The sequence below is a fragment of the Francisella orientalis FNO12 genome (genome assembly GCF_001042525.2).
GTDB classification, from domain to species: domain Bacteria; phylum Pseudomonadota; class Gammaproteobacteria; order Francisellales; family Francisellaceae; genus Francisella; species Francisella orientalis.
Map to the genome: position 1 here is coordinate 1,029,448 of NZ_CP011921.2, position 13,496 is coordinate 1,042,943.

Below are 13,496 nucleotides of genomic sequence, written 5' to 3' on the forward strand. Positions count from 1 at the left end.
CTTAGAGATTAAAACCGAAACCCTTTAGATTATCTTTTAGGATAATATCAGGTTCATTAAACGTAATATAATTACTATATAAATCTTTAGCTACCCAGTCTAAAGGATCAAGATCAGCTACTGTAATACTGTCTGCTAGTTTCTTAATTTTTTGAGCTTCTAAAATACCGCCTGTTTTTGCAAGTTTAATATTAATCATATTACATGCTTGCTCATCTATAACTCACTCTGCATCTTTAGCATCAAATACTGACTCATCTGCCACCACAGGAATATTACTAAATTTTGTAATCTCAGCCATTGCTTTTATATCGTAATATTTGACTAGTTGCTCTATTATCTCTACATTTAAACTATATTTGTTTATCTCCTCGATAAACTGCTTTGTTTGCGCTTTATTCCAACCTTGATTAGCATCAAACCTAAATTTAATGTTTTTACTAAACTCATTATCAAGAGCTTTCAGCAACTCGATATGTCTATTAAAATCAGCTCCTGTTTAAACCTTAATAGCAGTAAAATTAGCTTCTACACCATTTTGAATATTTTGTATAGTTTCTGCAATACTACCACAACTTATAGAAACATCTGTTTCAATGATATTTTTTTTGCACCAAGTAATTTAGCTACAGATATATTTTGCTCTTTAGCTAATAAATCATGATACGCCAAATCTATAGCCATTTTTGCAGCAGAGTTAAACATAACTTTTTTAAAAGCTAGTTCTAAAGTTTGTTTATAATCAGATAAATCTGAGCCAAGTATCATTGGGCAAATATTTTACTAATAATAATATATTGAATACCCTGCAGCGTATCCCCAGTAATTGCTGTGGTTGCTGGAGCTACACCATAACCTTTAACTCCATTATCTGAAGTTAACTCAACTGCTAAAGAATCAATATGGTTTATACTTCGTACAGCTGTTATAAATGTTCTCTTAAGAGGTATTTTAATAATAGATGTTTTTATCTCAATTATCTTACTCATACTGCAAATCCTGAAAGTATCTTAGCTACGATTAATCCACCTTGGGTACCAATCAAAAACCCAAATAAAGCCATAACAACTGCGATAGATACCAAGCTTCTAGTATATGCACTTGCTAATATAGGTGCTCCTGCTATTCCTCCGATATTTGCTAATGAGGCAATAGAGCACATTGCTAAATTTAGCCTGAATATCTTAGCAATTATTGCCACAAGTATAGCATGAATAACAAGTACCATAAGCCCACAAACTATATATATATTAGCGCTTGAGAAAATCCTTTAAAACTTGAGCCTGATGCTATAAGTGCGGCCAAAAAATATAAGAAGATACTTGCAATAATGCTATCACTTCTAATTTTGGCTATTGGAGTCATAGCTCCTACAAAACCCAATAATGTTACCAACAGAATTGTCCAAGTCTTAGCAGATATTAAATCTTGAAGCTGAGACCTTGTTTGAATAATTTCTGAAGATTTTGAATCCCAAAATCCCATAGCTGAAAGCAGTACTATGACAAAATAAATAATTACAATTACTGGAAAATATTCAAATAATTTCGATTTTGACTTACTTGATAGTAAAACTATAAGACCGCATATTAGCAATAAAAATGATATATAAGATAATGAAGTTGAAATCATATTTTAGAATTTAAAACACAGATAAACAAATTATACAGTTTTTTTTTTTGAACTTAATCTTTAAGAAAATTTTCGATATCAGCGATTAGATCTTCAGGAATTGTTTTAGGTGCATATCTAATGACAGTTCCACCATCTTTTGATACTAAAAATTTTGTAAAATTCCATTTTATAGCTTCGGTACCAAGTACACCTTTTGCTCTTTCTTTAAGATATTCATATAGTGGTTCTGCATCTTTACCATTTACTTTTGTTTTTTTCATTATTGGAAATGTAACATCATAGTTAGTTTGACAAAAGTTTTTAATTTCTTCATCACTACCAGGTTCTTGTCCACCAAATGAATTACATGGAAAAGCTACTATCTCTAGATCTGGATGTAATTTATGTAAATGTTGAAGTCCTCTATATTGCTTAGTGAATCCGCACTTACTCGCAACATTTACTATCAAGAGAACCTTATTCTTGGGTAAATAATATTCTGAGCCATCATTCCTAGTTAATTTAAAGTCATAAATTGACATTGTATTACCTCTTATAAACTTTATTTAAAATATTATTTTGCTGGTTTTTGAGACGAAGAATTCAGAACATCAAATACTTGATCGACCAGCTTAGGGCTTGCATTATACTGTATTGCAAAATTAGTACGCGTAGCCGCTAAATCTTTATCTTCAAATGGATCATTACTAGGTAATTTCTGATTTTTCTGAAGATCCAACATTTGATTTCTTAACTCTTGACGCTTTGCTATGAACTTTATGATTTGCTCATCTGCGTCCATAATTTCAGATTCATATTTCCCTGAAGTCGATTTAGCAACAAAACTACTTGGACTCATAGCAAATGATAAACTAAAAGCAGCCAGACTGAGTAAAATTAATATGTATTTTTTCATAAAGTACAAAATTTATGGTTCGATTTTAATACTATAATGTTTTATAAAAACTTTTTAAAGTCCATAATATATAAAATATCACTTAATAATTATCTATTAGAAAATAAAAACTTATTTTATATCGCGGCTCTATTTTAAGTTATTTCTATTAACATCTGATAATCTGACGTAAAAATAATTTCTAATTAGATATTTTGAAGAGCTTTTTTGACCTTAACTCTATAGTTTTTATCTGCTTGAGCAAACTGGTCAAGCATTATTTCTTGAATCTCTTGATTAGCATGTACCAACCCTTCTGCGATATTACTAGCTAACTGTTGCTGTTGAGATTCGCTCATTAATCTAAAGAGATCTCCAGCTTGTGAATAGTTATCTTCACTTTGAGCATCATAATAATCAATATAACCATCTATTTTTAAAGGAGGTTCTATATATTGTTTGACATCTGAAGGAGAATCAGAATACGCATTTGGATAAAAATTAGGCTTTTCATTCTGTGATATATTAAGAGTTGTACCAGCCATTGCTCCATCACGCTGCTAATTATGTATGGGACATTTTGAAGCATTTACTGGTATATGATTTGCATTTACACCTACTCGATACCTATGAGCATCTTGATAAGCTAGTAGTCTAGCTTGTAACATCTTATCCGGAGATGCACTAACACCAGGTACTAGGTTATTAGGAGCAAAAGTAGCTTGCTCTACCTCAGCGAAATAATTATTAACATTACGATTTAACTCTAAAACATCTATTTTTTGGAGTGGAAAATCTTTATGAGACCAAACCTTAGTCAAATCAAAAGGATTTATGTTATATTGTTTTGCTTGATCCTCAGTCATAATTTGTAATTTAACATCCCACTTGGGATAGTTACCACTCTTTATAGCATCAAACAAATCTTTTTGAGCTCCATAGCTTGGTTGTTTAGCTGCTTCTTCATTTGTAAGATTTTTAATTCCTTGTTGTGTTTTAAAATGCCATTTAACCCAAAAACGTTCACCCTTTTCATTATAAAAGCTTAATGTATGTGAGCTAAATAAATGTATATGTCTATAGTTCTTTGCAATACCTCTATTAGACATCAATATTGTCATTTGATGCAAAGACTGTGGATTTTTTGACCAAAATTTAAACTGGGCTGCAGGATCTGGTAAGTTAGTTTGAGGATTCTTTTTTTGAGAATGAATAAAATCAGGAAATTTACTAGGATCTCTTATGAAAAATACTGGAGTATTGTTACCTACAATATCAAAATCACCTTGCTTGGTATAAAATCTAATAGCTACGCCACGCACATCTCTAACATAATCACTTGAATCTTGACCTCCTCCAACAGTAGAAAAACATACAAAAACCTCAGTCTGTTTGTTCTGATCTATTAAAAAATCTGCTACTGTCAAATCTGATAAGTCTTTTTCAAGAGTAAAAGTACCATATGCACCAGTACCTCTTGTATGTACTACACGCTCAGGAATTCTCTCGCGATTAAAATGTGCTAACTTCTCAAATAATCGAAATTTATCAAATGTGAGTGAACCATTTTACCTGCACTAATACTTGTATTATCATCAGGTACTGGAGCACCATTCGCTGCGGTTAATATTTTGTTCATGTTTTCTCCTCATTAGATAAATATCAATTACTTATATCACAAGTATAACAATAATTATCAGATATAATCGTAAAAGTAATTACTAACTAAAATAGTATATAAATTGGTCAATATTATTAGGAACTTCAAATATAGAATAGGTTTTTGATAATTAAAAATTATAACAACTTTTATAACAATTCCATTAGCTAGACCAGCTACTGATTTTAGACATATGTTAGCTACTTTTTCTGCTTCTATAGGTTCATAGCCTACAAAGAATGACCCATACTTTGCTAACGATTCTTTGACTACAGTTGGACTAACAGTATTTATACGGAAATCTTTATATTCAAGAGTTGCCGCTTGTACAAATCCTTCTACTGCAACATTAACAGTGGCTGCTACAACACCCAAAGCAATTGGCTCAACATTTAATATCCCAGTAGTTAGAGTAAATGAGCCACCTTTATTAATATATTTTGCACCAATTTGCACTAGATTAATTTGTCCAAGTAGCTTATTTCTAAAACTAAAACTCCAATCTTCTTGAGTTAGTTCATCAACAGCTTTAAAAGCAACTTTACCAGTAGTAGATATTAAAGCATCAAAAGAACCTACTTTTTCAAAGAAATTCTCGATAGATTCTATATCTTAAGATATCAATATGGTGTGAACCATTACTTCCACTAAATGTTGCGGGAATAACTTCATAACCAGAACTAATAAACTTATTAAAAGTTGCTGATCCTATTACTCCGCTTGTACCTATTAGAACTACTTTCTTGCTCATTAGAGACTCCTTTTATTGCTATTTAGCTTCTAAATATTTTAGAAGATTCTCAGGAGAAGACTCTCCATATAGATCATCTTCAGCATTATCACGCTTACCTGGCTCTACAAACATCTTTTCAATTTCGTGATTATTAACGATCATCGCATATCTCCAAGACCTTTTACCAAAGCCTAGGTTTGATTTGTCTACTAACATATCTAAAGCTTCTGTAAACTCACCATTACCATCAGGAATTGGTTTAATATTTTTAACATCTAAAGCCTGTATCCACTTATTCATTACAAAGCTATCATTTACAGATAAAACATAAATTTCATCTATTCCTAGTTCTTTAAATCTAGCTGCGTTATTTTCAAAACCAGGTAGCTGATAAGTAGAACAAGTTGGAGTAAATGCTCCTGGCAATGAAAAAACTATTACTCTTTTGTTATCAAAAATATCTGAAGATGTAACATCTTGCCATTTAAATGGACTTGATCCACCGATACTTTCATCTCTTACTCTAGTTTTAAAAGTTACATTAGGAACTCTTTTAGTCATATCTAACTCTTTTTTTGTTAAGTTACACTGATATTGTATTACTTTGACAGATAATTTAAAATATATAATCTTTATAGAAACTATAAGCTTTACTTATATGAATACTCGTACTCTTGAATATATCATTTCCGTATATGAAACTAAAAGCTTTATTACAGCATCAGAAAAGTGCTATGTTAGTCAACCAGCTCTAAGTATGCAAATAAAAAAATTTGAGGAACTTATTGGTATTCAAATCTTTGAGCGTGGTACGAAACAAGTTTTAATTACAAAAGCCGGTATGAAAATAGTTAATCAAGCTTATAAGATTTTAGATGAAGTAAAAAATTTAGAAAAGATATCTGAACTACATTTAAATAACGGAAAAATAAGCATATCAATAGGAGCATTTCCAACATTATGCCCATACTTGATGCCAAAAGTTTTACCTGAAATCAAAAAAGAATTTCCGAATCTAAGTATCTCTATAATTGAGGAAAAAACTGATACTCTTGTAAATATGCTTGATCAAGGTAAGATCGACTTTGCTCTTTTGGCGACTCCTACGGATAACTATCAGTTTAAAAGAAAAAAAGTTTTTGACGATAAATTCTATGTAGCTGTGGCAAAGACTAATCCACTAGCAAAAAATAAAAAAATTTGTATAACTGAAATTGTTAAACAAAATCTTATGTTGCTTGATGAAGGACACTGTCTAAGAGATCAAACATTGAAATTGTGTTCATTAAAGGATTTTAATAATAATGACTTCAAAGGCAGTAGCTTAGAAACTCTAAGACAGATGGTATCTATTGATGAGGGTGTTACATTAATTCCTAAGACAGCTTGTACTAAAGCTGAAAATGTTAAATATATCGATATTGATAATGGTGATTTCTTCAGAGAAATAGATTTAGTTATGCGTAAAAGCTCGATTTATGAAGATTTATTTATAAAAATTAGTGAGATAATTTCAAATACTGTTAAACGTTAGTTCTTTTGGTTTCTATAAAAGTCATCATTCCTGAATGCATATGATAGTGAATAAACCATTTTCCTAACTCATTTGCTTTTAGTGCTATGGTTACGCTAGATTTAGGCTCTACATATAATGTATCTCTTATAACCCCATCATCTATAGATTTTCCGTTAATTTTAACAACTTTAAAATCATAGTCATAAATGTGTATAGGATGAGACATCTCTGTCTCATTATCTATTTCAAACAAATGCATCTTACCATATTTTAACTCTATAGGAGTGACATTTGGCCATGTCTGATTATTAATTTTCCAAACATAATCCTTCATATTGCCTGTTAGCTTTAAATCTATAGTTTTTTCAACATTATCTAATTTGATAGAATCTTTTTTGGGGATGTAACATCTCTAGTTGTTTATAATTAAAAGCTCCTAAATCAGTATTTGCTTCTTTAGAAACTGTAAGGTCTTTATTACTTTTATCAGTAATTAAGATAACTCCTGTTTGTTTTTTCTGCCCTTCAACTTGACCTAAAATAGGAAAAGTTCCTGCTTTAGTAATTGTAACCTCAATATCCATCCTTTGAGCAATTGCTAACTGAAAAATATTACTCTGATAAGGTTTAACATCTACTCCATCTATAGCAATAACCTTGCCTTTTAAATCACCTAAATTTATCCAGAAATTTGTCGATGTAGAACCATTTATAAACCTTAATCTGTATGTTTGACCTAGTATGACAGTTTTAATCTCAGGATTATCATCTGTTTTATAATTAGTTAAAAAATCATCATACTCAACATCGTTTAAATCCATCTGCATATTTGGCTTCATAGCCATATAACCCTTATACATATGGTGTATATGGTCATTACTATTATCATTATGTTTTAAATCACTCATTATTTTTTCAGGCTTCTTAAAACTAAAATCCTGAAACATCACAACAATATCATTTTTATTATCATAATTTTTTGGATAGACTATTAACGGCGCCTCAACATATGTTTGCTCTTGAAAGCCATAGTGAGAATGCATCCAAAATGTTCCACTTTGATTTAGTCTTAAACTCATAGTAACAACAAGGAATCTCTTTCTTACCTTCTATAAATTTAACTTCAGAATTACCTGAAACTGTACTTGATTGTTCTAAATAATCTGCGGGTGTTCCTTTGATTTCTCCGCCTGAAGTATTTAATACAAAGCCATTTAATTTTAGAAAATCATTAACCTCAGAAACTTCTCTAAACTTTTTCAAATCATTAATAAAGACAGTAAAATGATTCGCTCTAAAACCAAAAGCATAAAACCAAGTTGCATATTCAGACTCTTCGAGAAGCTTTTGGTAAGTTTTGTAACTTATAAAACTCCAACTAGCTCCAGATGTCAACAAAGCTTCAGGATTTTTTAGTAAACTATTAGGTATAGCTTCTACACAAACCTCTATTGTTTTTTGTAAAAATGAACTAAATTCCTTAACCAAAAGCTGACTAATAAAAACTTTAGGTTGAGTATGATCACTGTGCTCAAGATGTATAGCTTTTAGCTTCTTGACCTCAAAGTCATAATATCCACATACCTTATAACCAATATCTATAAAAGGCTTTGATAATACATTTATATCTATTTTTGGATTATCTAAAGTCCTTAAAGCTATATGGTCATTAACAGGTTTTTCACCCTCCTCTACAAATGCGTCATAAACCTGTTTGACATGTGGATTAGTCTCAATATACTGATCCCAAAGTTTATCTAAAATCTTAAAACTCATAACTAATCTTCCCGATTAAATTTGATTCCTTGTGCTAACGGTAAATCCTTACCATAATTAATAGTGCTAGTTTGACGTCGCATATATGCCTTCCACGCATCTGAACCAGCTTCACGACCGCCACCAGTATACTTTTACCTCTAAACGCGCCTCCAATTTCAGCACCTGATGTACTAATGTTTACATTAGCAATACCACAATCACTACCTAAACTTGATAGAAACTTCTCAGCATTTTGGATATTATCAGTAAATATAGAGCTTGATAAACCATATCTAACACTATTGTTGAATTTGATTGCTTCATCAATATCTTTGAATGGCATTATGTATAAAATAGGACAGAAATTTTCTTCTGCTACTATTAGCATATTAGTATTTGCTTTAATTATTGTTAGCTCAACAAAGAAACCAGCTTTTGCTATTTTTTTACCTCCAGTTAAAATTTTACCGCCTTCTATTGTAGCTTGATCTACAGTTTTTAAGAAATTATCAACTGATGCTTGATCTATAAGAGATACCATAAGATTTTTTTGATCTAGTAGATCGCCAACTGTAACTTGTTTGTAGGCATTGACCATTTTATCTTTGACCAAATCATAGATCGACTCATGTACAAATAGCCTTCTTAGAGAAGTACATCTCTGCCCTGCTGTACCAACTGCTCCAAAAACTGCGGCTGGTATTGCTAATTTTAGGTTAGCTGATTCATCAATAATTGTAGCATTATTACCGCCTAGCTCTAAAATTGACTTGCCAAATCTTTTAGCTACTTGTTGCTCTACATCTTGACCAACCTTTGTAGTTCCTGTGAAAGATACTAAGTTTACTCTTTCATCATTAACTAATGCCTTTGAAACTTCAATTTCTTTAGAAATTATTGTATAAAAAATTTCAGGATAACCATGTTCTTGAATTACTTTTTGACATATATTGTGTACAGCAATTGAGCATAACGGTGTCTTTTCTGAAGGTTCCACACTACAGTATTACCACAAATAACCGCTATAAAAGCATTCCAAGACCACACAGCTACTGGAAAGTTAAATGCGGAAATGACTCCAACTACTCCTAATGGATGCCATTGCTCATACATTCTATTATCGTGACGCTCAGAATTCATCATCACACCGTATAACATACGTGCTTGTCCTACAGCAAAATCTGCCATATCAATCATCTCTTGAACTTCACTATCACCCTCTTGCTTCGATTTACCCATCTCAAGAGATACCAAGCTTCCTAAATGATCTTTATTTTTACGGAGTTCTTCACCAATCAGTCTAACTAACACACCTCTTTTAGGTGCTAGAACTTGACGCCATTGTTTAGCAACCTCCGCAGCCTTTGTAATAGCATATTGCATATCATCTAGGTTTTGATTTTTAACCTTAGCCAAAAGCTCACCAGTTGCTGGACTTAAAGTTTCTATAACATTTTTATTATCATTAGTTATATGTGCTTCTAAACCTAAATTTAATTCTTGTAAACATATAGACTCTTGGTTTATAAATCCTGTAGGGTTATCTTTAGAGTTCAGCAATAAGTCTACACTCACACACAAGCTTGTTGTAGTAGTTAATTGTAATGCTGAGAAATATTTACCAAACATGCGTTTTGAAGGATATTTTTGCGCAAAATGAAGCTCTGCTTTTAGACCTTTTCGGATACCATCAACTGATACATATATAAGAACTACATCTTGATTAATTCTTGGAATCGCTCTCTCCATAATCTTAACCATAGTGTCCAAATCTTCACCTAGCTTCATATCTTGCATCAAAAATTTCATTTTATCACAATGCCCTGGATGACGGATACTTTTGTAGTTTATGTTTTTAACCTTACCTGCATAAGTCTCGATCATTGAGCCAATACCACCAGAGGTATTAAAAGCCTCATAAGTAAGCCCATCTATTTTTATCTCTTCAACGTCAGCTAATGGAGCTAGAGTTCTTTTTTCACTATCAACAACTCCTTCACAAGGCTTAGCATATTCATTTATAAGCCCTTCGGTAGACCAAGTTAAACCATACTGGAGTGTATTTGAAACATTTAAAGGTAAAGCCCCTACTCTCATACGTACGGTATCGATTGAGTCGAACTCTTGCTTAAGATTATTAGATACAATACTAATAAATCCAGGGGCTAAGCCACACTGTGGTGCAAAGAAACTATTTTCTGCTTTATCTGCTATACTTTTGATATAGTTAGTGGCCCCGCATCTTCTGTCAAATCAAAGTAGTTAAGCTCTAACTCACCTGCTATCTTAGCTATATCCTTATTAAGGAAAAATGGTAAACATGAAACTATAGTTTTTACATCATTCTGCTGCACATAGTTTTTTAAATCTGAAGAGTTAGTAGCATCTAATTCCACGTATATCAAATTATCTACATTTTTTTCTAAAATTGGTTTGTCATGAGGAATGTATCTATCAATTAAATGAACAGTATAATCGCCACTTTCAACTAGTAAGCAACTAACTAAAGACCCGACTCAGCCAGCACCAAGTATTACGATATTTTTCATAAATACCTCAAAATTACGTCTCTTGTACTTTAATTTATATCACTTGGACTGCTATGAGTAAATATAATTCGTGTTGGATTTATTAGTTATTTTGAAGATATCTGATAACTAAGTCTTAAAAATAGAAATGATTAATTAATTTAAAACTATGAGAATACTAACTTTATATTCTAAAAAATGAAATAGTATACTTTTTTAAACTTTCCAATATCTACAATCCATAATAAAGTAGTTTTACCTTGCTTTACATCTATCTTTTGACGAATATTATTAATTTGGATTGTATAGTTACCACTATCGATTTGTTGCTCAAATAAATCAATGCTATTGGGTAATAACAACCACGATCTCATATCAGCTCTTTTTGGATCTGTGTTTGACAAATCAAATTTTAAATGGCTACCTAAAATACCTCCTAAAGGAAATTTTTTATCATAATCATATTTGAATGCTTCGATCACAACATTCTGAGTAACAACCTTTGAATAACTTTCAATAAATGATTTCATGGCATACAAAGTTGTATCAAGTAAAGTTTCTGTATATGTATCCGCTAATATATTATTACCTGATGATATTATTACTCTCTTAGGATCAAAAAAACTATACTTAGTTTTATATACAGAAAACTCCATTTTTCTAACTCCTATATCTCCTAGATCAAGATTATCTTTGGCAGACTTACGTATATTGACAAGACCTTGCTCATAAAAAACTACAACCCTTCCCATACCCATAGAAAAAGGCGATATTTCTCCAATTACTGCAGATCGATATTCATTAGCAGTTTGATCAAGATATCTATTACCAACTGTATACTTCTGAGCATTTTCGAGATCGTTTAATGACTCTTGATAGTTTTTTGAAACAGCTGAATCTAATAAACTTTTTAGATAATAAGTCATCGGATTGCCATAAGCATTTGGAATCACTGCTGAAAATTCAAGCATAGATTTTAATGATTTGAAGCTATCTATACCTAAATTATCATTAGTAATATCATTTCTATCAAGATCTTCTTTAGCAAGCTCTTTCATACCTCCTACAATTAAATCTTGTTCATTACGCCAAATTTTAGCAGTACCTAAACTATCTAATGATTTAAGTGCTAGATTAACATTATTTGTTTTTAAATAATTAAGTGCTTGATATGTGTACAAAAAGCTTATTGCATAATCAGGAATGTTATATGCTGTTCTAATATCATAATAATTATATGTATTTTTATCCAATAAAATTTTCTTTGCTTGCTCTAATGATTCTTCTTCATTCTTTGGTATAGATTGAATTGCTTTATCATAGAATTTTATTGACTCTGGATAATTATCATTAAGCTGATGCAATCTTCCTGATTCAAGATAGTTAAGATTTTTAAACTGCTTTATGTTAGCAATATCATTATTTTTATTTATAGCCTCAGATATATTATTTTCTACAAGATTCTTTCTTACCGGAGCAAATATCCAAGGATAGCTATAAGAAGCAAATTTTATTTTTGTCACTTCTTTATCAGTAGTAGTACATGAGTTTAAAAAAACTATAGATATAACTAGTATTAGAAGTTTATTTACTTTATTTCTCTTCATTTTTGATAACACCAATGCCAAGGTTCATAAATATATCCATATTCATTATCACGAGGAAAACTCATTTTAAATCCAAATCTATGAGCATTTTTACTTAACCATCTAAAAGCCAATGTACTCTCAAACAACTCTGTTAAGACCTCTTTTTCACCATCAGTAGTCAAATCAATAGCTCTTCCTGTATGATGCTCACTTTCTCCTGGCAAAGCATTCACTTTCATAATTTGTTCTAGAGTTTGGCCATTAGCTAGTTTTCTATCTATTACTTTCTGCTGATATTCATAACTTCTAAAGCCCGATACTATATATAAAGAAATACCTTCTTTTGTTGCTGCCTTATATAATTCTAACCACGCTAGATGTGTAGATTTTTCTAGAAATACATCTCGATCAAAGAAGTCTTTACCCACATGAGATAAACTTTCTTTATTAGCTTCAGTAAATATTATTTTTTTTACCATTTATTAGACTCTTCTAATTTCAATATATCGCAAAGATATTTATCGTGTTCTGAGGTATTTATAATATTTTCTAAGGCTGAACGTAAATTTAACTTATCAAAGTCAATATCTATATTATTCTTACTAGCATTTTTTGTGGTTTGTAAAACAAGATTAGTCTGTCCACCAGTCATAGCAAGATAAACATCGGCTAACAACTCACTGTCTAATAAAGCTCCGTGAAAAGTACGATGGTCATTCCTAATGTGATACCTCTTACAAAGAGCATCAAGGTTACTCTTTTGAAGAGGATGTTTTTTTCTAGCAAGTTCTAAACTATCAGTAATTTTTGCAACATGCTGCTCTAAAGTACCGTATTTATTATTTTTTAGAAGCCCAAGCTCCCAATTTATAAATGGCACATCAAATGCTGCATTATGAATGATCACTTCAGCACCTTTTAAAAAACCAATCATTTTTTCAACATTTTCTTCAAAAAGCGGTTTATCTGCTAGAAATTCATTAGTAAGTCCATGAACAGCTAATGCTCCTGCCTCTACTTCATAATTAGGATTACAATAGAAATGTAGGTTATTACCTGTAACTTTTCTATCGATAACCTCAACCGCTCCAAATTCTATGATCCTGTTACCAATCTTATAATCAAAACCAGTTGTCTCTGTATCTATAAAAACTTGCCTAGACATCAAAAAAACCTCATTAACTTTACTAACGTTTAATTATA

At 31.1% G+C, this 13,496-nt stretch carries 14 protein-coding genes and 5 pseudogenes; 1 reads left to right on the plus strand and 18 read right to left on the minus strand.

The features are described 5' to 3' along the window. Position 1: 1 nt before the first annotated feature. The 9 genes and pseudogenes from FNO12_RS11550 to FNO12_RS05335 all read right to left on the minus strand — a co-directional run bounded on the left by FNO12_RS11550 (position 2) and on the right by FNO12_RS05335 (position 5,463). A pseudogene (locus FNO12_RS11550) lies at positions 2-989 on the minus strand (enolase C-terminal domain-like protein). After that, positions 986-1,228 carry a DUF819 family protein gene (locus tag FNO12_RS10630; protein ID WP_030005622.1) on the minus strand — a complete coding sequence of 81 codons (243 nt, stop codon included), beginning with the start codon at positions 1,226-1,228 and terminating at the stop codon, positions 986-988. Before FNO12_RS10630 ends, FNO12_RS11550 begins: the two are co-directional and overlap by 4 nt. Positions 1,229-1,239: 11 nt before the next feature. Then, on the minus strand, positions 1,240-1,632 hold the full coding sequence (locus tag FNO12_RS10635; RefSeq protein WP_231138780.1) for a DUF819 family protein: 393 nt from the start codon (positions 1,630-1,632) through the stop codon (positions 1,240-1,242). 53 nt (positions 1,633-1,685) lie between these two features. Continuing rightward, positions 1,686-2,156 (minus strand): glutathione peroxidase, encoded by a 471-nt coding sequence (locus FNO12_RS05315; RefSeq protein ID WP_014715004.1) that lies wholly within the window; start codon positions 2,154-2,156, stop codon positions 1,686-1,688. A gap of 32 nt (positions 2,157-2,188) precedes the next feature. After that, positions 2,189-2,530: a chorismate mutase gene (locus FNO12_RS05320; protein WP_030005624.1), complete on the minus strand. Its 342-nt coding sequence runs from the start codon at positions 2,528-2,530 to the stop codon at positions 2,189-2,191. A 185-nt stretch (positions 2,531-2,715) separates the two neighbouring features. Continuing rightward, complete coding sequence (locus tag FNO12_RS11555; RefSeq protein WP_269194668.1) at positions 2,716-3,054, minus strand: catalase-related domain-containing protein; 339 nt, start codon at positions 3,052-3,054, stop codon at positions 2,716-2,718. 15 nt (positions 3,055-3,069) lie between these two features. Further along, positions 3,070-4,014 (minus strand): annotated as a pseudogene (locus FNO12_RS05325) (catalase); the annotation flags it as partial. A 299-nt stretch (positions 4,015-4,313) separates the two neighbouring features. Further along, positions 4,314-4,920 (minus strand): annotated as a pseudogene (locus FNO12_RS11560) (short chain dehydrogenase); the annotation flags it as partial. An 18-nt stretch (positions 4,921-4,938) separates the two neighbouring features. Next, a complete protein-coding gene (locus tag FNO12_RS05335) occupies positions 4,939-5,463 on the minus strand; it encodes a peroxiredoxin (protein ID WP_014715006.1) in 525 nt (174 codons plus the stop codon). Positions 5,464-5,560: 97 nt separating this feature from the next. On the opposite strand from FNO12_RS05335, the gene oxyR reads away from it, so the two are divergent. Then, positions 5,561-6,436, plus strand: coding sequence for an oxidative stress transcriptional regulator OxyR (oxyR, locus tag FNO12_RS05340; RefSeq protein ID WP_014715007.1), 876 nt, complete (start codon positions 5,561-5,563; stop codon positions 6,434-6,436). On the opposite strand, the gene FNO12_RS05345 is transcribed toward oxyR, so the two are convergent. From FNO12_RS05345 to dnaQ, 9 genes and pseudogenes are all read right to left on the minus strand, one after another. Continuing rightward, on the minus strand, positions 6,426-6,752 hold the full coding sequence (locus FNO12_RS05345; protein ID WP_014715008.1) for a multicopper oxidase domain-containing protein: 327 nt from the start codon (positions 6,750-6,752) through the stop codon (positions 6,426-6,428). The two genes, oxyR and FNO12_RS05345, sit on opposite strands and share 11 nt — an antisense overlap. A gap of 37 nt (positions 6,753-6,789) precedes the next feature. Next, complete coding sequence (locus FNO12_RS05350; protein WP_014715009.1) at positions 6,790-7,461, minus strand: cupredoxin domain-containing protein; 672 nt, start codon at positions 7,459-7,461, stop codon at positions 6,790-6,792. Continuing rightward, positions 7,421-8,194, minus strand: coding sequence for a DUF1338 domain-containing protein (locus FNO12_RS05355; RefSeq protein WP_014715010.1), 774 nt, complete (start codon positions 8,192-8,194; stop codon positions 7,421-7,423). Before FNO12_RS05355 ends, FNO12_RS05350 begins: the two co-directional genes overlap by 41 nt. Positions 8,195-8,196: 2 nt before the next feature. Continuing rightward, a pseudogene (locus FNO12_RS05360) lies at positions 8,197-9,688 on the minus strand (aldehyde dehydrogenase family protein). A gap of 339 nt (positions 9,689-10,027) precedes the next feature. Continuing rightward, positions 10,028-10,399: pseudogene (locus FNO12_RS10650) on the minus strand (saccharopine dehydrogenase family protein); the annotation flags it as partial. Further along, entirely contained in the window at positions 10,387-10,635 is a 249-nt protein-coding gene (locus tag FNO12_RS10655; RefSeq protein ID WP_231138790.1) for a hypothetical protein, read from the minus strand. The pseudogene FNO12_RS10650 and the gene FNO12_RS10655, both read right to left, overlap by 13 nt. 260 nt (positions 10,636-10,895) lie before the next feature. Further along, positions 10,896-12,311, minus strand: a complete 1,416-nt coding sequence (locus FNO12_RS05365; RefSeq protein ID WP_014715012.1) for a COG3014 family protein — start codon at positions 12,309-12,311, stop codon at positions 10,896-10,898. Beyond that, positions 12,308-12,772 carry a M15 family metallopeptidase gene (locus FNO12_RS05370; RefSeq protein ID WP_030005625.1) on the minus strand — a complete coding sequence of 155 codons (465 nt, stop codon included), beginning with the start codon at positions 12,770-12,772 and terminating at the stop codon, positions 12,308-12,310. Before FNO12_RS05370 ends, FNO12_RS05365 begins: the two co-directional genes overlap by 4 nt. Beyond that, positions 12,766-13,458 carry a DNA polymerase III subunit epsilon gene (dnaQ, locus tag FNO12_RS05375; RefSeq protein WP_030005626.1) on the minus strand — a complete coding sequence of 231 codons (693 nt, stop codon included), beginning with the start codon at positions 13,456-13,458 and terminating at the stop codon, positions 12,766-12,768. The genes FNO12_RS05370 and dnaQ overlap by 7 nt, the downstream gene beginning before the upstream one ends. Positions 13,459-13,496: the final 38 nt, after the last annotated feature.

What these genes read in the sequence shown, in the direction of transcription:
- FNO12_RS05370 (WP_030005625.1), bottom strand. Translation starts at nt 12,772, where the DNA reads ATGGTAAAAAAAATAATATTTACTGAAGCTAATAAAGAAAGTTTATCT.
- FNO12_RS05315 (WP_014715004.1), bottom strand. Translation starts at nt 2,156, where the DNA reads ATGTCAATTTATGACTTTAAATTAACTAGGAATGATGGCTCAGAATAT.
- oxyR (WP_014715007.1), top strand. Translation starts at nt 5,561, where the DNA reads ATGAATACTCGTACTCTTGAATATATCATTTCCGTATATGAAACTAAA.
- FNO12_RS11555 (WP_269194668.1), bottom strand. Translation starts at nt 3,054, where the DNA reads ATGGCTGGTACAACTCTTAATATATCACAGAATGAAAAGCCTAATTTT.
- FNO12_RS05345 (WP_014715008.1), bottom strand. Translation starts at nt 6,752, where the DNA reads ATGAAGGATTATGTTTGGAAAATTAATAATCAGACATGGCCAAATGTC.
- FNO12_RS05350 (WP_014715009.1), bottom strand. Translation starts at nt 7,461, where the DNA reads ATGCATTCTCACTATGGCTTTCAAGAGCAAACATATGTTGAGGCGCCG.
- FNO12_RS10630 (WP_030005622.1), bottom strand. Translation starts at nt 1,228, where the DNA reads ATGGTACTTGTTATTCATGCTATACTTGTGGCAATAATTGCTAAGATA.
- FNO12_RS05335 (WP_014715006.1), bottom strand. Translation starts at nt 5,463, where the DNA reads ATGACTAAAAGAGTTCCTAATGTAACTTTTAAAACTAGAGTAAGAGAT.
- FNO12_RS05355 (WP_014715010.1), bottom strand. Translation starts at nt 8,194, where the DNA reads ATGAGTTTTAAGATTTTAGATAAACTTTGGGATCAGTATATTGAGACT.
- FNO12_RS10635 (WP_231138780.1), bottom strand. Translation starts at nt 1,632, where the DNA reads ATGATTTCAACTTCATTATCTTATATATCATTTTTATTGCTAATATGC.
- dnaQ (WP_030005626.1), bottom strand. Translation starts at nt 13,458, where the DNA reads ATGTCTAGGCAAGTTTTTATAGATACAGAGACAACTGGTTTTGATTAT.
- FNO12_RS05320 (WP_030005624.1), bottom strand. Translation starts at nt 2,530, where the DNA reads ATGAAAAAATACATATTAATTTTACTCAGTCTGGCTGCTTTTAGTTTA.
- FNO12_RS05365 (WP_014715012.1), bottom strand. Translation starts at nt 12,311, where the DNA reads ATGAAGAGAAATAAAGTAAATAAACTTCTAATACTAGTTATATCTATA.